This is a genomic window from Helicobacter sp. 12S02634-8 (assembly GCF_002272865.1).
GTDB lineage: Bacteria > Campylobacterota > Campylobacteria > Campylobacterales > Helicobacteraceae > Helicobacter_J.
Map to the genome: position 1 here is coordinate 19,510 of NZ_MLAP01000003.1, position 14,300 is coordinate 33,809.

At 42.8% G+C, this 14,300-nt stretch carries 12 protein-coding genes; 5 read left to right on the forward strand and 7 right to left on the reverse strand.

Annotation, left to right across the window (positions count from 1 at the left end):
* Positions 1 to 114 precede the first annotated feature (114 nt).
* From BKH46_RS02580 to BKH46_RS02590, 3 genes are read right to left on the reverse strand one after another with little or no spacing between them, the layout of a single operon-like run.
* Complete coding sequence (locus tag BKH46_RS02580) at positions 115 to 861, reverse strand: fumarate reductase iron-sulfur subunit (protein WP_095225279.1); 747 nt, start codon at positions 859 to 861, stop codon at positions 115 to 117.
* Positions 858 to 2,843, reverse strand: coding sequence for a fumarate reductase flavoprotein subunit (locus BKH46_RS02585; protein ID WP_095225280.1), 1,986 nt, complete (start codon positions 2,841 to 2,843; stop codon positions 858 to 860). The genes BKH46_RS02580 and BKH46_RS02585 overlap by 4 nt, the downstream gene beginning before the upstream one ends.
* Complete coding sequence (locus tag BKH46_RS02590; RefSeq protein ID WP_095225281.1) at positions 2,844 to 3,605, reverse strand: fumarate reductase cytochrome b subunit; 762 nt, start codon at positions 3,603 to 3,605, stop codon at positions 2,844 to 2,846.
* 306 nt (positions 3,606 to 3,911) lie between these two features.
* On the opposite strand from BKH46_RS02590, the gene BKH46_RS02595 reads away from it, so the two are divergent.
* The 5 genes from BKH46_RS02595 to BKH46_RS02615 all read left to right on the forward strand — a co-directional run bounded on the left by BKH46_RS02595 (position 3,912) and on the right by BKH46_RS02615 (position 10,183).
* Positions 3,912 to 4,649 carry a triose-phosphate isomerase gene (locus BKH46_RS02595; protein ID WP_095225282.1) on the forward strand — a complete coding sequence of 246 codons (738 nt, stop codon included), beginning with the start codon at positions 3,912 to 3,914 and terminating at the stop codon, positions 4,647 to 4,649.
* Positions 4,646 to 5,644, forward strand: coding sequence for a UDP-3-O-(3-hydroxymyristoyl)glucosamine N-acyltransferase (gene lpxD, locus BKH46_RS02600; protein ID WP_095225283.1), 999 nt, complete (start codon positions 4,646 to 4,648; stop codon positions 5,642 to 5,644). Before BKH46_RS02595 ends, lpxD begins: the two co-directional genes overlap by 4 nt.
* A 358-nt stretch (positions 5,645 to 6,002) precedes the next feature.
* Positions 6,003 to 7,646, forward strand: coding sequence for an MFS transporter (locus BKH46_RS02605; protein ID WP_095225284.1), 1,644 nt, complete (start codon positions 6,003 to 6,005; stop codon positions 7,644 to 7,646).
* 10 nt (positions 7,647 to 7,656) lie between these two features.
* Complete coding sequence (locus BKH46_RS02610) at positions 7,657 to 8,718, forward strand: HlyD family secretion protein (protein WP_253248276.1); 1,062 nt, start codon at positions 7,657 to 7,659, stop codon at positions 8,716 to 8,718.
* 1 nt (position 8,719) lies between these two features.
* Positions 8,720 to 10,183, forward strand: coding sequence for an efflux transporter outer membrane subunit (locus BKH46_RS02615; RefSeq protein WP_095225286.1), 1,464 nt, complete (start codon positions 8,720 to 8,722; stop codon positions 10,181 to 10,183).
* Here BKH46_RS02615 and BKH46_RS02620 read toward each other — a convergent pair.
* The 4 genes from BKH46_RS02620 to rsmA are packed head-to-tail and all read right to left on the reverse strand — an operon-like array spanning position 10,169 to position 14,280.
* On the reverse strand, positions 10,169 to 10,408 hold the full coding sequence (locus BKH46_RS02620) for a DUF2443 family protein (protein ID WP_095225287.1): 240 nt from the start codon (positions 10,406 to 10,408) through the stop codon (positions 10,169 to 10,171). The two genes, BKH46_RS02615 and BKH46_RS02620, sit on opposite strands and share 15 nt — an antisense overlap.
* A gap of 49 nt (positions 10,409 to 10,457) precedes the next feature.
* Complete coding sequence (locus BKH46_RS02625) at positions 10,458 to 11,420, reverse strand: KpsF/GutQ family sugar-phosphate isomerase (protein WP_095225288.1); 963 nt, start codon at positions 11,418 to 11,420, stop codon at positions 10,458 to 10,460.
* A 9-nt stretch (positions 11,421 to 11,429) separates the two neighbouring features.
* Positions 11,430 to 13,481, reverse strand: coding sequence for a ribonuclease J (locus tag BKH46_RS02630; RefSeq protein ID WP_095225289.1), 2,052 nt, complete (start codon positions 13,479 to 13,481; stop codon positions 11,430 to 11,432).
* Positions 13,471 to 14,280 carry a 16S rRNA (adenine(1518)-N(6)/adenine(1519)-N(6))-dimethyltransferase RsmA gene (rsmA, locus tag BKH46_RS02635; RefSeq protein WP_095225290.1) on the reverse strand — a complete coding sequence of 270 codons (810 nt, stop codon included), beginning with the start codon at positions 14,278 to 14,280 and terminating at the stop codon, positions 13,471 to 13,473. Before rsmA ends, BKH46_RS02630 begins: the two co-directional genes overlap by 11 nt.
* Positions 14,281 to 14,300: the final 20 nt, after the last annotated feature.

Below are 14,300 nucleotides of genomic sequence, written 5' to 3' on the forward strand. Positions count from 1 at the left end.
ATTGGATCAATATATTTGGCTGTGCTTACTATATTGCTGTATTGCTATGTGCCCAAGCAACACAAAATACAATCAAATCTCTATAAAAACCTTAAAATCTTATAAGGATTTGATTTATTTTTTGAGCCCTACAGATACCATTTTTCTTCTCAAATAAGCAATTTTAGTCTGCAAGGGCAGTTCTTTGGGGCAAGTATCGTGACAAGCTAGCAAACTCATGCAGCCAAATACGCCATCATCATTGCCAATTAGCTCATAAAAATCATCATCGCTTCTTTTATCATGAGGGTCTATCATGAACCGCACAGCCTTATTCATACCTGCTGCACCGATAAAATCCTCTCGCATTAGCTTTGTAGCGCAGCTCGCTACACAGCAGCCACACTCAATGCAACGTTCTAATTCAAACACATCTTGGGCGACTTCAGGCTCTATCCTTTCTTCGGGCTTAGAAATATCGATAGTTTCGTTGGTGTGTATCCAGCTCTCAACCCGTTTATTCATACCTGCAAACCACTCTCCTGTATTGACACTCAAATCCTTAATCAGCTTAAAAGCTGGCAAAGGCATCAATGTGATAACCCCATCAGGGTAGCTTTTAGTCAAGGTCTTGCAAGCCAATGTAGGGCGTCCATTGATCATCATCGCACAACTCCCACAAATCCCAGCTCGACACACAAAATCAAAGCTCAAGTCCGGATCTTGTGTTTCTCGGATCATATTGAGTGCGATAAAAATTGTCATCGAATGCGTTTCTTCTAGCTTGTATTCTCTGAAATGGGGTTTAGAAACTGCACTTTGGGGGTCAAATTTCAAAACTCTGATTGTGATCACCCTTGCTTGTTGTTCTTGCGCACTCATTTCTCATCTCCTAGTCGTTGGTTTTTTGCTTTATATTTAGACACCAAATCAAATGGCATCAAAGCCTCTTGCAGTGCATATCTATCGCCACCTTGGGACTGGATCTCTTCTGTGATCTTGCGGATTTGTGCATCGCGTTGCTCTTTGAGTGGATGGGGAATAAAATTGCCCTTAGCTCCATAGCCCCTAAAGTCAGGAGTGATCTCCATCTTCATGATATCAAGCTCCTCATATTCGAGAGTAGGCAAGGTCTGCATAGGATCAGGCCAAGAAGCCAAAGTCCGCTTGAGCCAATTGGCATCATCGCGTTTGGGATAATCAATGCGTGTGTGCGCCCCTCTGGACTCTGTCCTATCGAGTGCTCCTTTAGCGACACATAGTGCGATTTTAAGCATACGCGGGACACGATAAGCGTCTTCGAGCTCTGGGTTGTTATGCATTTTTTTGTTTTTGACATTGATATTTTTGGATCGTTTATAAAGCTCTTCGAGTTCATTGACTGCCTCTTGGAGCAAAGGTCCATCACGGAATACACCGACTTTTTCGTCCATAATCGTTTTCATTTTATTACGGATTTCATAGACATCTTCACTCCCGCTATTATTGAGTAAAGAGGCCAAATATCTCTCTTCTTTGTCGATAAAAGCTTGGATTGTTTTGGTATGGATATCCACATCAGCCCCTACGCAATGCTCAGCAAAATAATCCCCGATAATCATTCCAGCGACCACAGCCTCACTCACTGAATTCCCACCTAAGCGATTAAATCCGTGCAAATCCCAGCAAGAAGCCTCTCCAGCACAAAACAGACCTTTGAGATGGGTTTCACCTTTATAGTTTGTTCGCACCCCACCCATAGAATAATGCTGCATGGGCTTGATAGGCACCCAGCCCTTAGACCCCTCATCAGCAGGATCGATACCTGCAAAAGTCTTGGCAATATCTTGGACATCTCTGAGATTGCGTTCAATATGGGCGCGACCCAATATAGAAATATCTAGCCAAACGTGCTCACCATAGGGCGATTTCACGCCCTTGCCACTTTTGATATGCTCTAATATTCTCCTTGAAACAACATCGCGGCTTGCAAGCTCCTTTTTCTCTGGCTCATAATCAGGCATAAAACGATAGCCATCTTTATCACGCAACACGCCCCCATCTCCTCGACAGCCCTCTGTCATCAAGATACCACTAGGGACTAAGCAAGTAGGGTGAAACTGCACAGCTTCCATATTCCCCAACTTGGCTATGCCTGTTTCCATTGCAATTGCTGCACCAACACCATCGCAAATCACTGCATTTGTCGTGTGTGCATACACGCGCCCATACCCCCCTGTGGCTAAAAGCGTGCCTTTGGATACATAAGCTGAAATCTCCCCTGTAATCAAATCCCGCACCACTGCGCCATAACATCTGCCATTTTCATAGATGATCGCAACAGCTTCTTTTCTATCACGAATATCTACTCCGTGTTTATAAGCTTCATTGGCTACTGAATATAGCATTGAATGCCCTGTCGCATCCGCTGTAAAGCAAGTCCGCCATTTCTTAGTCCCACCAAAATCCCTTGATTGGATATAGCCGTGGCGATCGGTCTTTTCTGTGATTGTGACATGCTCACCATTGATGACAGCAGGGCGATCCCCTGCCTTAATCCGTGTCCAAGGCACTCCAAACCCTGCTAGCTCTCTGATGGCCTTTGGTGCAGTTGTAACAAACATACGCGCGACATTTTGATCACAACCCCAATCGCTCCCTTTGACCGTGTCCATAAAATGCAAGTCTTCATTGTCCCCCTCGCTCATCTTGCCATTACCCAAGCTAGCCTGCATACCCCCTTGGGCTGCAGCTGAGTGGCTGCGACGCACGGGCACTAGACTCAAGATAATCACGCTCAAACCTCGCTGTTTGGCTGCTACCCCAGCTCGCAAGCCTGCCAATCCTCCACCGACAATCAATGCATCACAATATGTTACCTTCATTTATTCTCCCTTGCCATATATTTGCACATCAAGATGTTTGTAGTCGATACTTGTATCTGTCTGGCTCAATCCTTTTTTGACATAAGCACCATAAGTGAATAAGCCCAAAACGATAAAAAACACGCTCATGCACCATTTGACTCGTCGCAAGTTTTTGATACCCACCTTTTCAAACCACCCCCATTTCACGCATATCCGATACAAGCCTATTGAGCCGTGTAGCTCCACAGCAAACAGCAAAAAGATATATAAAATCCAAAAATGCTCACTCACAAAGCGATAAGCTGAACCATTAGGTCCGATTGTATCAGGCTGGGTGAGCATTACAAATAAATGGATACTTGCAAGAAAAAACATCGCAAAACCAGTCACTGCTTGGACAAACCACAAACTTGTATCGCTATGCTTCATCAAGTGTTTGTGTGTTCTTAGAACAATGAATTGCTTGTAATTGATAGGGAATTTTCGCATTGCCAAAAATGCGTGCACCACCAAAATAATAATAATCACTGCTGCAACACCACTGACAATAGCAGGCTCACCAGCTTTGAATAAAAAACTCCCCTCAAAAAATTTAGCGACCTTATACATCGCCTCATCACTGATAAGGATACTCGATACCAAAAACATATGGGCTATCATAAAAATAGCTAACACCAACCCCGTAGCACTCTGCCAAAAATCAAGCTTAGCAGGCATTTTGCTCTTTTTGCGCTCTGGGGTAACCCCCAAGTAGCTTTCAATGATTTTCTCTTGTTGCATTGATCTCTCCTGTTTGTGTTTGTAAATTTAGGGCTTTTAAAATAAGCACACTGCTCAAGGAATCCAAATATCACTGCACTCCGCATTTTTCCTTTGTCCCCGCTCATCGACACTATGAGTGAGAATTTCATAAGCGGTTGTGCATATTATAAAACAAATACAATTAAAAATTCTCTTAAATTTTAGAACTTATTTGTTAAAAATCCCTACTATCTTTAGTGTGTATTATTTTATGAAACTCATCAAATAATTGTTACAATTACTCCAAAATATCTGAGAGAATCCCACACATAAGGAGCTAGCTATATGCGAAAAATCATCGCAGCAAATTTTAAAGCAAATCTCACAAGAGCAAGCACAGAAGCCTACCTCAAGACCCTCCAAAGCAAGCTGACTCCACAAGATGGGGTGCAAGTTTATATCTTCCCTGCACTCTCTAATTTGATGTCTAGTCCTTGTGGTATGATTACTATTGGGACACAAAATGCATATCCGGCTTATAATGGCGCTTTCACAGGGGAAATCGGATTAGAAATCCTCCAAGAACTAGGGATCACAACCATCATCATTGGCCATAGTGAGCGGCGCAATCTTTTAGCTGAAACGCAAGAAATTTGTGCCAAAAAGTTTGCGTTCTTTGCCCAAAAGGGCTTTGAGATATTTTATTGTATCGGTGAGAATTTATCTGTAAGAGAAAAGGGCTTAGACGCTGTAGAAAAGTTTATCCACGCACAGTTAGAGGGCATTGATACAACTTATGACAAGCTCATACTCGCCTATGAGCCCATATGGGCGATAGGGACAGGCGTGAGTGCGAGTTTAGAGCAAATCAGTCAGACCCACCAAATCATCAAAAATCAAGCAAAAGCCCCTCTGCTTTATGGAGGGAGTGTGAATCCTCAAAATGCAAAAGAAATCCTAGCTTTAGATGAGGTAGATGGCGTGTTAGTGGGGAGTGCTGCACTCACTCTTGAGAATTTTTATCCCATTATTCAAGCCAGCCCCTTAATATCCAAACCCCTCACCCATAAGGATCGCCAATGAAACTCTCTGCAATGCTCCAATCCATAGGAATCCATACCCCAATCAAAGAAGATTTTGAAGTCCTAGGAATCGCCCCTTTAGACAAGGCCACGCCCAATCACATTAGCTACATCGACCAAAGCAAATATCTGAGCCAACTCTCTGCTTGCAGTGCTGGAGCGATACTCCTCCGCACAGAAGATGCCAAAATGCTCCCTAGCCATATCCAGCCCATCATTGTCCCCAATCCACATTTAGCCTTTGCGCAGCTTTCAAGGTTTTTTGCTCCCACTGAATTTGCCACAGCCTCTTTGCAAAACCAAGCCCATATCCATCTCCAGCAAAACCCCACTCTCTCCATAGGCGATAACACTACGATTATGCCTAATGTATTTATCGGTAGCGGTGTTTGTATCGGAGAAAATTCGCTCCTCATGCCTGGTGTGGTGATCGCTGATCGTGTGAGTATTGGCAGTCATTGCAAGATATTTCCCAATGTAACACTCTATAAAGACACACAAATTGGTAACAATGTCTGTATCCACGCTGGCTCTGTGATCGGCTCTGATGGGTTTGGATACGCACACACGCCCACAGGCGAGCATATCAAAATAGAACACAATGGTCTGGTTGTCATTGAAGATGATGTCGAAATCGGAGCAAATAACACGATTGATAGAGCTGTATTTGGCGAAACAAGAATCAAAAAAGGCACAAAAATTGACAATCTAGTCCAAATCGGCCATAACTGCGTTATAGGCGAGCATTCTCTGCTGGTTTCTCAAGTGGGGCTAGCAGGCTCAACAACTACAGGGCGCAATGTCGTCTTTGGCGGGCAAGCAGGCACAGGAGGGCATATCCATATCGGTGATTTCACACAAATTGCAGGACGGGGGGCTGTAGGCAAAAACCTCCCACCACACACAAAATGGGGCGGACATCCTTTGATGGAGCTTGATGATTGGAAGAAATTTTTTGTTACCCTCAGGAGAATAGTTAAAAATAAAAATTCATAATTCAAGTCTATTTCTCTTGACTCTGTCTGTTATGGGTATATATTTCTATGCATTTTTCAACTTATTTTAAAAGATTAAAAAATATTTTTCTCATATTGCCAACCCCTTGATAAAAGCAGTCCTTTTATGTTATCATCATTTAACAATAAGGCATATAATTGACGCTTAAAAATAGGATTGGTTTGCCTTATACAAGAAATAACAAAAGCTGATTCTTTTTAGTCACAACCATCTAGCGATACCCAACGCCAAACACACGATTCTATCGGCAAATCTTAGAATATCGCCAGAAAGCCAACTCCTTTTTAGAGTCAATCCCTAGCAATATTGGAATTCTCAACATACGGACACAAGCAATATGAAACCATCTCCCAACCTCACTGAGATACTCAGACCCAATGAAATGCCGATGTTTTGGGGGTCTTTGGGGCGGCCTGATCTGCCTGCAAAAATCCGTTGGTTTTATGCCTTTGGTTGGATCGTTTTGCTCTTTGCTGCAGGCTTGCAAAACAACATTGTCATTGCTAATATCTATGAAGTGCAAGGGGGGTTGGGGCTGACTCCTGCTGAGGGGACAATCATCACAGCTTCTTATTATATGGGCTATGCTTGGACGAGTGTCGTTTTATTCAAAATACGGCAGCAATTTGGTATGAAAATATTTTTTGGCTTTGCCCTTACTATTTTGATAGGGGTGCATACAATACAGATTTTTTATAAAGATTTTTATGTTGTGATTGCTACAAGATTTTTAAATGGCTTAGTGGGGAGCAGCCTATCGACTTTGTGTGTTTATTATGTCCTCCAAATGCTCCCAGCCAAAAAGAAATACCTTGCGATATGCTTGAGTATGGGATTAATGCAAGTGGGATCTTCGGGCGCTCGGTGGATGATCCCTTATTTGATGGTCAATGAAAATACGCAATTAGCAGTATTTATCGATATGGGCACAGTGCTCTTGTCCTTAGCTGTCTATTTGCTCTTAGAGCTCCCTCCCTCCCAAACAGGCAAGTCATTTTCCATCAAAGACGCTCCCTCGATATTTTTCTATGCACTGGGCACAGCGACTTTTTGCCTGATTTTTAGTATCGGCAATACCATCTGGTGGGATCAGCCTTGGATTGCCTATGGATTGTGTGTTGCCATAGCTTGTATCACATTATTTTTTATCATTGAAGTCCAGCGCGAAAAGCCCTTGATCAACTTCTCTTTTATCGGCAAGTTCCAAGTGCTCAGACTCTCTCTTGCTGCGACATTTGCTCGTATGTGTCTAGCCGAGCAGACAACGGGGGCGACAGGACTTTTTAGAAATGTTTTGGGCTATACAGATTACCAGCTCATCACCTATTATGGTGTGGTGACATTGGGTGCTTTGTTTGGCGGCTTATCTTGCATTGTCGTGATGAATTATAAGCGGACTAGCTTGATTATGGTGATTTCTTTTGCGATGTTGATTGTTGGCTCCTTTGCAGCTACAGGGCTCTCGCCATCTGTCATGCCCTCCAATCTTTATTTTTCTCAGTTTCTTATCGCAGCCTCAAGTGTGTTTTTTATCGGACCTCTTTTCACTGAGGGTATGACAATTTCTATACCGCGCGGAGGGAACTATGTGATCACTTTCATTGCTATTTTTGGATTCTCACAAAGTGTCTTTGGGCTATTGGGGTCTGCATTGATTGGCTATTTCATCAAAGTCAGAACTTCTATACATCTCCAAACACTCATCAACCACGCACCTGATACCAACCCACTCACGACCCTCACCCCGCATTTGCAAGCAGAGATGATCAAACAAGCAGGCGTGCTTGCTTATAATGATTTGTTTTGTGTTATCGGTGTGGTAGCGAGTGTGACTTTTGTGCTCTTAGCGATACATTGGCTGTATTATGCGCGTTCTAAGGCCTCTCCTGTGGATCGAGAGCTAGGGATTTTAGCCCGCAAAAGTGCTAAAGACAATCTAAAAACACAGCTCTTCATGCAGCAACTCAAAAATCAATCTTGAAGGATCGATCATGCCATTTTCAAAACCTTGGAGACCTAAAAAACCTAACCTCATCATCAGCATTGCTGCAGGAATCATTGCTGTGTGCGCGATCCTTTCTATCTTGTATGCTTGGGAGTTGCCACCATTTTTCCACGACTCTGTAAGCACTAATGACGCTTATGTCGAATCCAAAGTCACATTGATTGCACCGCGCGTAGATGGCTATGTCACTGAAGTATTTGTCAAAGACTTTGCTCAAGTCAAAGCAGGCGATCCTATCTTGCAAATCGATCCATCAATATTTATCCAAAAAGTCTATGAAGCACAAGCCAATCTCCAAAGCACTCAAGCTGCCCTGGATAGCTATGAGCAAAATTATCGCTTGCGTCAAGCAGATGTCGATGAAAAAAAGGCAATCATTGGCACAAATGAAGCCACTTACCGCAACGCACAATCCCAATACAAGCGCACAGCAAAGCTTGTAACCAATGGCTCAGTGAGTCAAAGAGAGTTTGAAGACGCCCAAACAGCATTGACAAAAGCACAATACGCCCTAGAAGAGTCCAAAGCCCAATACCATAAGGCCATAGAAGAGCTCCAAGCCTATGCAATCAATAAAGCCGTCTTAGAGGCTAATGTCAAGCAAAGCAAGGCACTTTTAGAGCTCGCGCAAATCAATCTGGATTATTCACTCATCAAAGCTCCTATCGATGGCCAACTCAGTGAAGTGGGCGCAAGGTTAGGGCAGTTTGTATCACAAGGCACACCTCTAACTTTTTTAATCCCCACACTCAAATGGGTGCAAGCTAATTTCAAAGAAACGAAAATGAAAAATGTCCGTATCGGTCAAGAGGTAAGCCTTAGCATTGATGCCTTAGGGGGCGCTGTCATCAAAGGCGTGGTTGAGAGGATTGCGCCTGCTACAGGGAGTGAATTCAGTGCCATTAAAGTCAATAACGCCACGGGCAATTTCATCAAAGTGATCCAAAGAATCCCTGTGCGTATCAAGATTGACACAAGCAACCCACTGACCCAAAGGCTCAAGCCTGGTATGAGCGTGATCGCGACGATCCACACACAAAAGGACTAAAATGCGTATGTCAGTGATGGGAGTCATCATTTCTGGGCTCATACTTGGGGCTTGCGCACCTAAAATCCCTGAAATCCCAAAAGACGCAAAAATCACCATCGCCATTGATCCTAGCGCTAATGAGGGCGTCAATCGAGATTGGTGGGAGCAATTTGATGATAAAAATTTGATATTTTTGATACAAAAAGCAAGAAGCTATAACAGCGATATACAAATCGCTCAAACACATATCAAAGAAGCTTTAGGTGCACTTAGAGTGGCTAGAGCGACCTTGATTCCATCTGTTGATATCAGTGCTAACCCCCAATACAGCAAAAACCCTCTCACTTCACTCTTTGGCTTTACAACACCTATTGGAGTTTTTGACCCTTCGCTCAACATCTCTTATCATTTTGATTTTTTCAAAAAAGATTTCAATGAACGCAAAAATAAGCTCTATACTGCCCAAGCCATCATCGCCCAAAAATATGCCACCGATATTTCCATCGAAGCCACTTTAGCAAAAACTTATATCAATCTCCTTTCTCTCCTTGAGCGCCAAAAACTCCTCCAAGACACACTCAAAACAAAGGCTAAAGAGCTTGATATTTCCCAAAGCAAAGCCTCCACAGGATACACTAGCACATATGACACACAAGCAGCCAAAATCCAATATGAAGCCATAAAATCACAGCTCGCACCCGTGCAATTAGCTATCATCAAAACAAAAAATGCCCTCGAAGAACTCACAGGTATCCCCGCAAAAGACCTGCCCCTCACCCAAAGTCTTGACCTCATCGCCCAGCCCCATTTGCCTACAAAAATCCCATCTTCTATCTTGAGAAACAGACCTGATATTGCCTATGCAGAATTCAAGCTCGCTGCTAGCAGCGCTTCACTGGCTAAAGCGCGGGCAAATTTCTTGCCTGATTTTAACTTAGTGGCTAATATCGGGGCTTTTATGTCTTCTAATTTTACCGGTCTTGGTGCAGTGCTCCCTGTAGGGGCTTTGGGATCGAGTATCTTAGCCCCTATCTTTGAGGGAGGTAAGCTCAAAGGAGAATTTGCCATAGCCAATGCCCAAAGAGATGAAGCTGCATACACTTATAAAAAAATCGTTTTAAATGCCCTCAAAGAAATCAAAAACGCCCAAGCAAGTATTCAGTGGATCAAAAACCAACAATATTCTTTAGTCAAAGAATATCAAATGTCTATCCAATCCCTAAAATATGCACAAAGTCGATATGAAAGCGGCTATTCTTCTTATCTTGAAGTCTTAAATGCTAAGCAGTCCAGCCTAGACCTCCAAATACAAATCACCAATCTCAAATCCCTCTATATCCAATCCCTCATCGATCTCTACCACGCACTAGGCAGTGGGTTTGATACTGACAAGATACCAACAGAAAAAGCCCTAAAAGAACAAGCCAAGACACAAGCCAAAAAAATCAAGCAAACAAATAGCGAGGATTCAAAAGACAAGTAGGTCTTTTTTGAGTTTATTGAGTGCATCAATTTGGAGCTTGAGTGCGTCGATTTGTTCATTGATTTGTGAAAATACAGCCATACTCAAACCCTCGGGCATATCTTGTGCGCCTCTTTTGATCATAATATAATCGACCAAAGTAATCTGCGCCATATTGAGTAAAATCTGGATTTCATCACGGATAGACTCAATATTTCTGAAAATCGTATCTATTTTTTCAAACACATGCCACCTCCCATAGGCTATGATTCTCGATAGCCTGCCTTGTATGCACTCATCGGATTCCCATACCAATCAATGTATGCAAATGGATAGCTCCCAAAACGACTTTATGGGTATCTGTAATGATGAGTAGCTGGATTTTATTATCTTCGATAAACCGCAGCGCATCGACAGCGAGCAAATCTGGATTGTCACAATATTTAGGCTCTTTAGAAGCATACAAAGCTACAGGATCTTCTAGACTAAAGTCTTGGCGCATTAAAGCACGGCGCAAATCCCCATCGCTCAAAACACCCACCAAACGCCCATCTTGCACGATGATAGCATTACCCAAACGCGCTGCACTCATCTTGATAATCGCTTCTTTGAGACTGAGTGTGGGAGCGATGAGTGGCAGGTCTTGGGTCTGCATCAAATCTCCCACTTTTACAAACAATCTCTTCCCCAGACTCCCCCCTGGGTGGAGGGCTGCAAAGTCCTTTTTGCCAAACCCCCTTTTACGCATTAAACAAACTGCTAGCGCATCTCCTAGTGCAAGCGTGAGAGTTGTTGAGCTTGTAGGGGCTGTATCAAGGGGGCAAGCCTCGGAGGTGATCGCAATAGAAATAAAATAATCACCCCATTGAGAAATCGAACTATTGATATCTTTACTCATCGTAATCACGCCAGCACTGAGTCTTTTGAGATGGGGCATGATAGAAACTAGCTCCATACTCTCGCCACTATAGCTGATCGCAAGGACAATGTCATCTTTCCCAACCATACCCAAATCCCCGTGCATTGCCTCTGTGGGGTGTAAAAAAAAGCTAGGTGTGCCTGTGCTTGCCAAAGTGGCTGCGATTTTAGCCCCTATCAAGCCGCTTTTACCCACACCGCATACAATCAGCTTGCCCTGCATACCTGCAATCATTGCAACAATATGATTCCAAGATGTGTTTTGAGTCCTTGAAGCTGCGTCTAAAAGCTCTTTTGCTTCGATTTCAAGGACTTCTTTGGCAATAGGTGCAAATTCCATAAACACTCCTTAGGACACAAAAATATTACTCATGATTGTTGGGTATTTTTTGAGTTTTTTAAACATGAGCTTTCTGACTAGATTTCTCACTTCATTTTCAAGTGTTTTCTGATGGGTCAAAACCTCTTTTTTGAGTGTTTTGATATACATTTCTAGTGCGTTTTCAATCTCTTTAGCCAGATCTTTTTCTTCCTTGAAGCCTGCGATACCTAAAGTCGTAATGCGCGTATTTTTAAGCAATTTCTGCTCTTGGGAAGAGATAAAAGCAATGATCAAGACCATACCACAATCTGCGAGTGCTTGTCTATCAGCAACAACATGATTATCAATCTGTCGATTGACTTGGTTATCGATATAGGTTTTCCCGCTTTTAATCGTGCGAACCTTGCGGATATAACTAGGATTGACTTCGATCTGATCCCCATCTTCCATCAAATAAATATTTTTTTCAGGCACACCACATTTGATAGCTGTATCACGATGTTTGGCTACATGGTTGTATTCTCCGTGTACTGGCAAGAAAAACTTGGGCTTGATCAATCGGAGCATTAACTTTTGCTCTTCTTGGGCAGCGTGCCCACTGACGTGGATTTCGCTAAAATCTTGATATGCCACCCTCGCCCCTGCCTTCATCAAGAAATTCAAAACCGTAGATACAGAGCCCTCATTGCCAGGGATTGCCTTAGCTGAGATGATAACCATATCTGTGGGCTTGATTTTGATGTGTCGGTGCTCATCAGTTGCCATACGATACAAAGCACTCATCGTTTCACCTTGTGAGCCTGTAGTGACAATCAACACCTCCTCATCGGGATATTTACTCACTTCATGTGCTTCAATAAAAATATTATAAGGCAAATCAATATAACCGAGTTCTCTAGCTATATCGAGGTTTTTTTCCATTGAGCGTCCGATAACAGCGACCTTTCTATTGTATTTGATCCCATAAGTAATGGCCTGATAAACACGATGGATATTCGAAGAAAAAGTGCTCATGATCACCCTGCCCTCTGCGCCTTTGAATAGATTATCAAAAGTAGGCCCTACGCTCGCTTCACTAGCAGTGACACCGATTTTGTGTGAATTGGTCGAGTCACTCAACAACAACATCACGCCCTCTTCGCCATAATGAGCGAGCCTATGCAAGTCAGTGGGGAGATTGTCAATAGGAGTATGGTCGATTTTAAAATCCCCTGTATGCACGATAATGCCTGCTTCTGTCCTGATAGCAAGTGCAGATGCGTCAATGATAGAGTGTGTGATATGGATCCACTCGATTTCAAAATCCCCGATTTTGATCGGATAGCGCTTTTCTACAATCTTGAAAAATGAACGATATTTTTTCAATCCGTGTTCATCAAATTTATTCCCGATCATACCGAGTGCCAATGGTGTGCCATAGAGTGGAAACTGCATCTGTTTATACAAATAAGGGACTGCTCCGATATGGTCTTCGTGGGCGTGCGTGATGACTACACCTGCTATTTTATCCTTGATAGCGTGCAAGTAGCTAAAATCCGGAATCAAAATATCCACCCCGTGCATATTTTCTTCAGGGAAACTCATACCCACATCAATGATGATAGCTGATTGCTCTGTTTCCATCACCATCATATTCCCACCGATCTCACCGAGCCCCCCTAAGGGAGTGATACGAACTTTTGCCTTGGTATTGAGATTGAGCTTGAAATGAGGATTGAGGCTATTTTTCTGGATCCGTGTATTGGCTTCAACACCTTTTTTTAGGTCTTTATGGAAGCCCAGATTCCCCCTTTCATTGACACTCTGAATATCTCTGATACCATCTTTAGACTCTGCAAGCGAGTTTTGTTGGGTATTGGGGTTTGTGGGGGTGTTTTTGTTTTTCCCTATCCATCTTCTGGGTCTTGTTTGGGGATTTTCTGTGTGTGTTTCATTGTCTTCTTGAGGTTTTTTAAAACGCGGTTTGAAAAATCTCCTTCTCTGTCCATTTTGTCCATTTGACCCATTTTGTCCATTGTGTCCTTCTTGCCCATTTGGGGGGGTCGCTGTTTGGTTGCTATTTTCGTTATTATTTTCCATATTTCTCTACCTTTAGATTTTCAAATATTTGGTGATAAGTCGCTGTATCGATTTCGTGTGCTCGAACGCTCTGTGTAAGGAGTAAATGCTCAAACACTCTCCTTGTCGTTTGCTTGCCATATTGACTTGCAAGGTTGCTAAGCAGTTTCTTTCTGGGAGCACTGAAACAAACTTTAAGCATGGCTTCAAAGCCCTCTTGCAAACAATTCCCATTTTTTTTGACCATAAACACCGATGAGGTGACCTTTGGCATAGGGCTGAAGGCTTCTTTAGGGACATCAAAGAGTATTTGGGGCTCTCCGAGTGTTTGGGTTATGACACTCAAAGCGCAAAATTCCCTTTCCCCACTCCTAGCGCAAAATTTTTGGGCGACTTCTTTTTGAGTCATCACTATAAAGCCCTTGCATTGACTATCTCGCAACAATCGCAACACAATCGCTGTAGCGATATAATAGGGCAAGTTCGACACAAGAATATATTCCTTAGGATCTAGCCAACCTTGCTCACAAGGCAATTCCAAGACATCTTTACAGATGAGCTCTAGCTTCCCAGAAATAAAAAAGTCGTTGTATTTTTGCACGAGAAAAGAACACAGATCTCTATCGACTTCATAGGCCTTAAGCTGATAAAACTCAAGAAGCCTATCTGTTAAATCACCCAAGCCAACCCCAATTTCTACAAGCTGCTGACCTTGCCATATATTGGGAATGGATTGGACAATCCTATCAACATACACAGTATCTTTTAAAAAGTTCTGCCCAAAGTGCTTTTTGGCTCTGTAGTGTATGTGTATCTCCATCAAAATTTATTCTCAATTCT

Bases quoted from the DNA above. Each gene is read 5' to 3' on its own strand.
- BKH46_RS02580 (WP_095225279.1), bottom strand. From the start codon at position 861: ATGAGTGCGCAAGAACAACAAGCAAGGGTGATCACAATCAGAGTTTTG.
- BKH46_RS02585 (WP_095225280.1), bottom strand. From the start codon at position 2,843: ATGAAGGTAACATATTGTGATGCATTGATTGTCGGTGGAGGATTGGCA.
- BKH46_RS02590 (WP_095225281.1), bottom strand. From the start codon at position 3,605: ATGCAACAAGAGAAAATCATTGAAAGCTACTTGGGGGTTACCCCAGAG.
- BKH46_RS02595 (WP_095225282.1), top strand. From the start codon at position 3,912: ATGCGAAAAATCATCGCAGCAAATTTTAAAGCAAATCTCACAAGAGCA.
- lpxD (WP_095225283.1), top strand. From the start codon at position 4,646: ATGAAACTCTCTGCAATGCTCCAATCCATAGGAATCCATACCCCAATC.
- BKH46_RS02605 (WP_095225284.1), top strand. From the start codon at position 6,003: ATGAAACCATCTCCCAACCTCACTGAGATACTCAGACCCAATGAAATG.
- BKH46_RS02610 (WP_253248276.1), top strand. From the start codon at position 7,657: ATGCCATTTTCAAAACCTTGGAGACCTAAAAAACCTAACCTCATCATC.
- BKH46_RS02615 (WP_095225286.1), top strand. From the start codon at position 8,720: ATGCGTATGTCAGTGATGGGAGTCATCATTTCTGGGCTCATACTTGGG.
- BKH46_RS02625 (WP_095225288.1), bottom strand. From the start codon at position 11,420: ATGGAATTTGCACCTATTGCCAAAGAAGTCCTTGAAATCGAAGCAAAA.
- BKH46_RS02630 (WP_095225289.1), bottom strand. From the start codon at position 13,481: ATGGAAAATAATAACGAAAATAGCAACCAAACAGCGACCCCCCCAAAT.
- rsmA (WP_095225290.1), bottom strand. From the start codon at position 14,280: ATGGAGATACACATACACTACAGAGCCAAAAAGCACTTTGGGCAGAAC.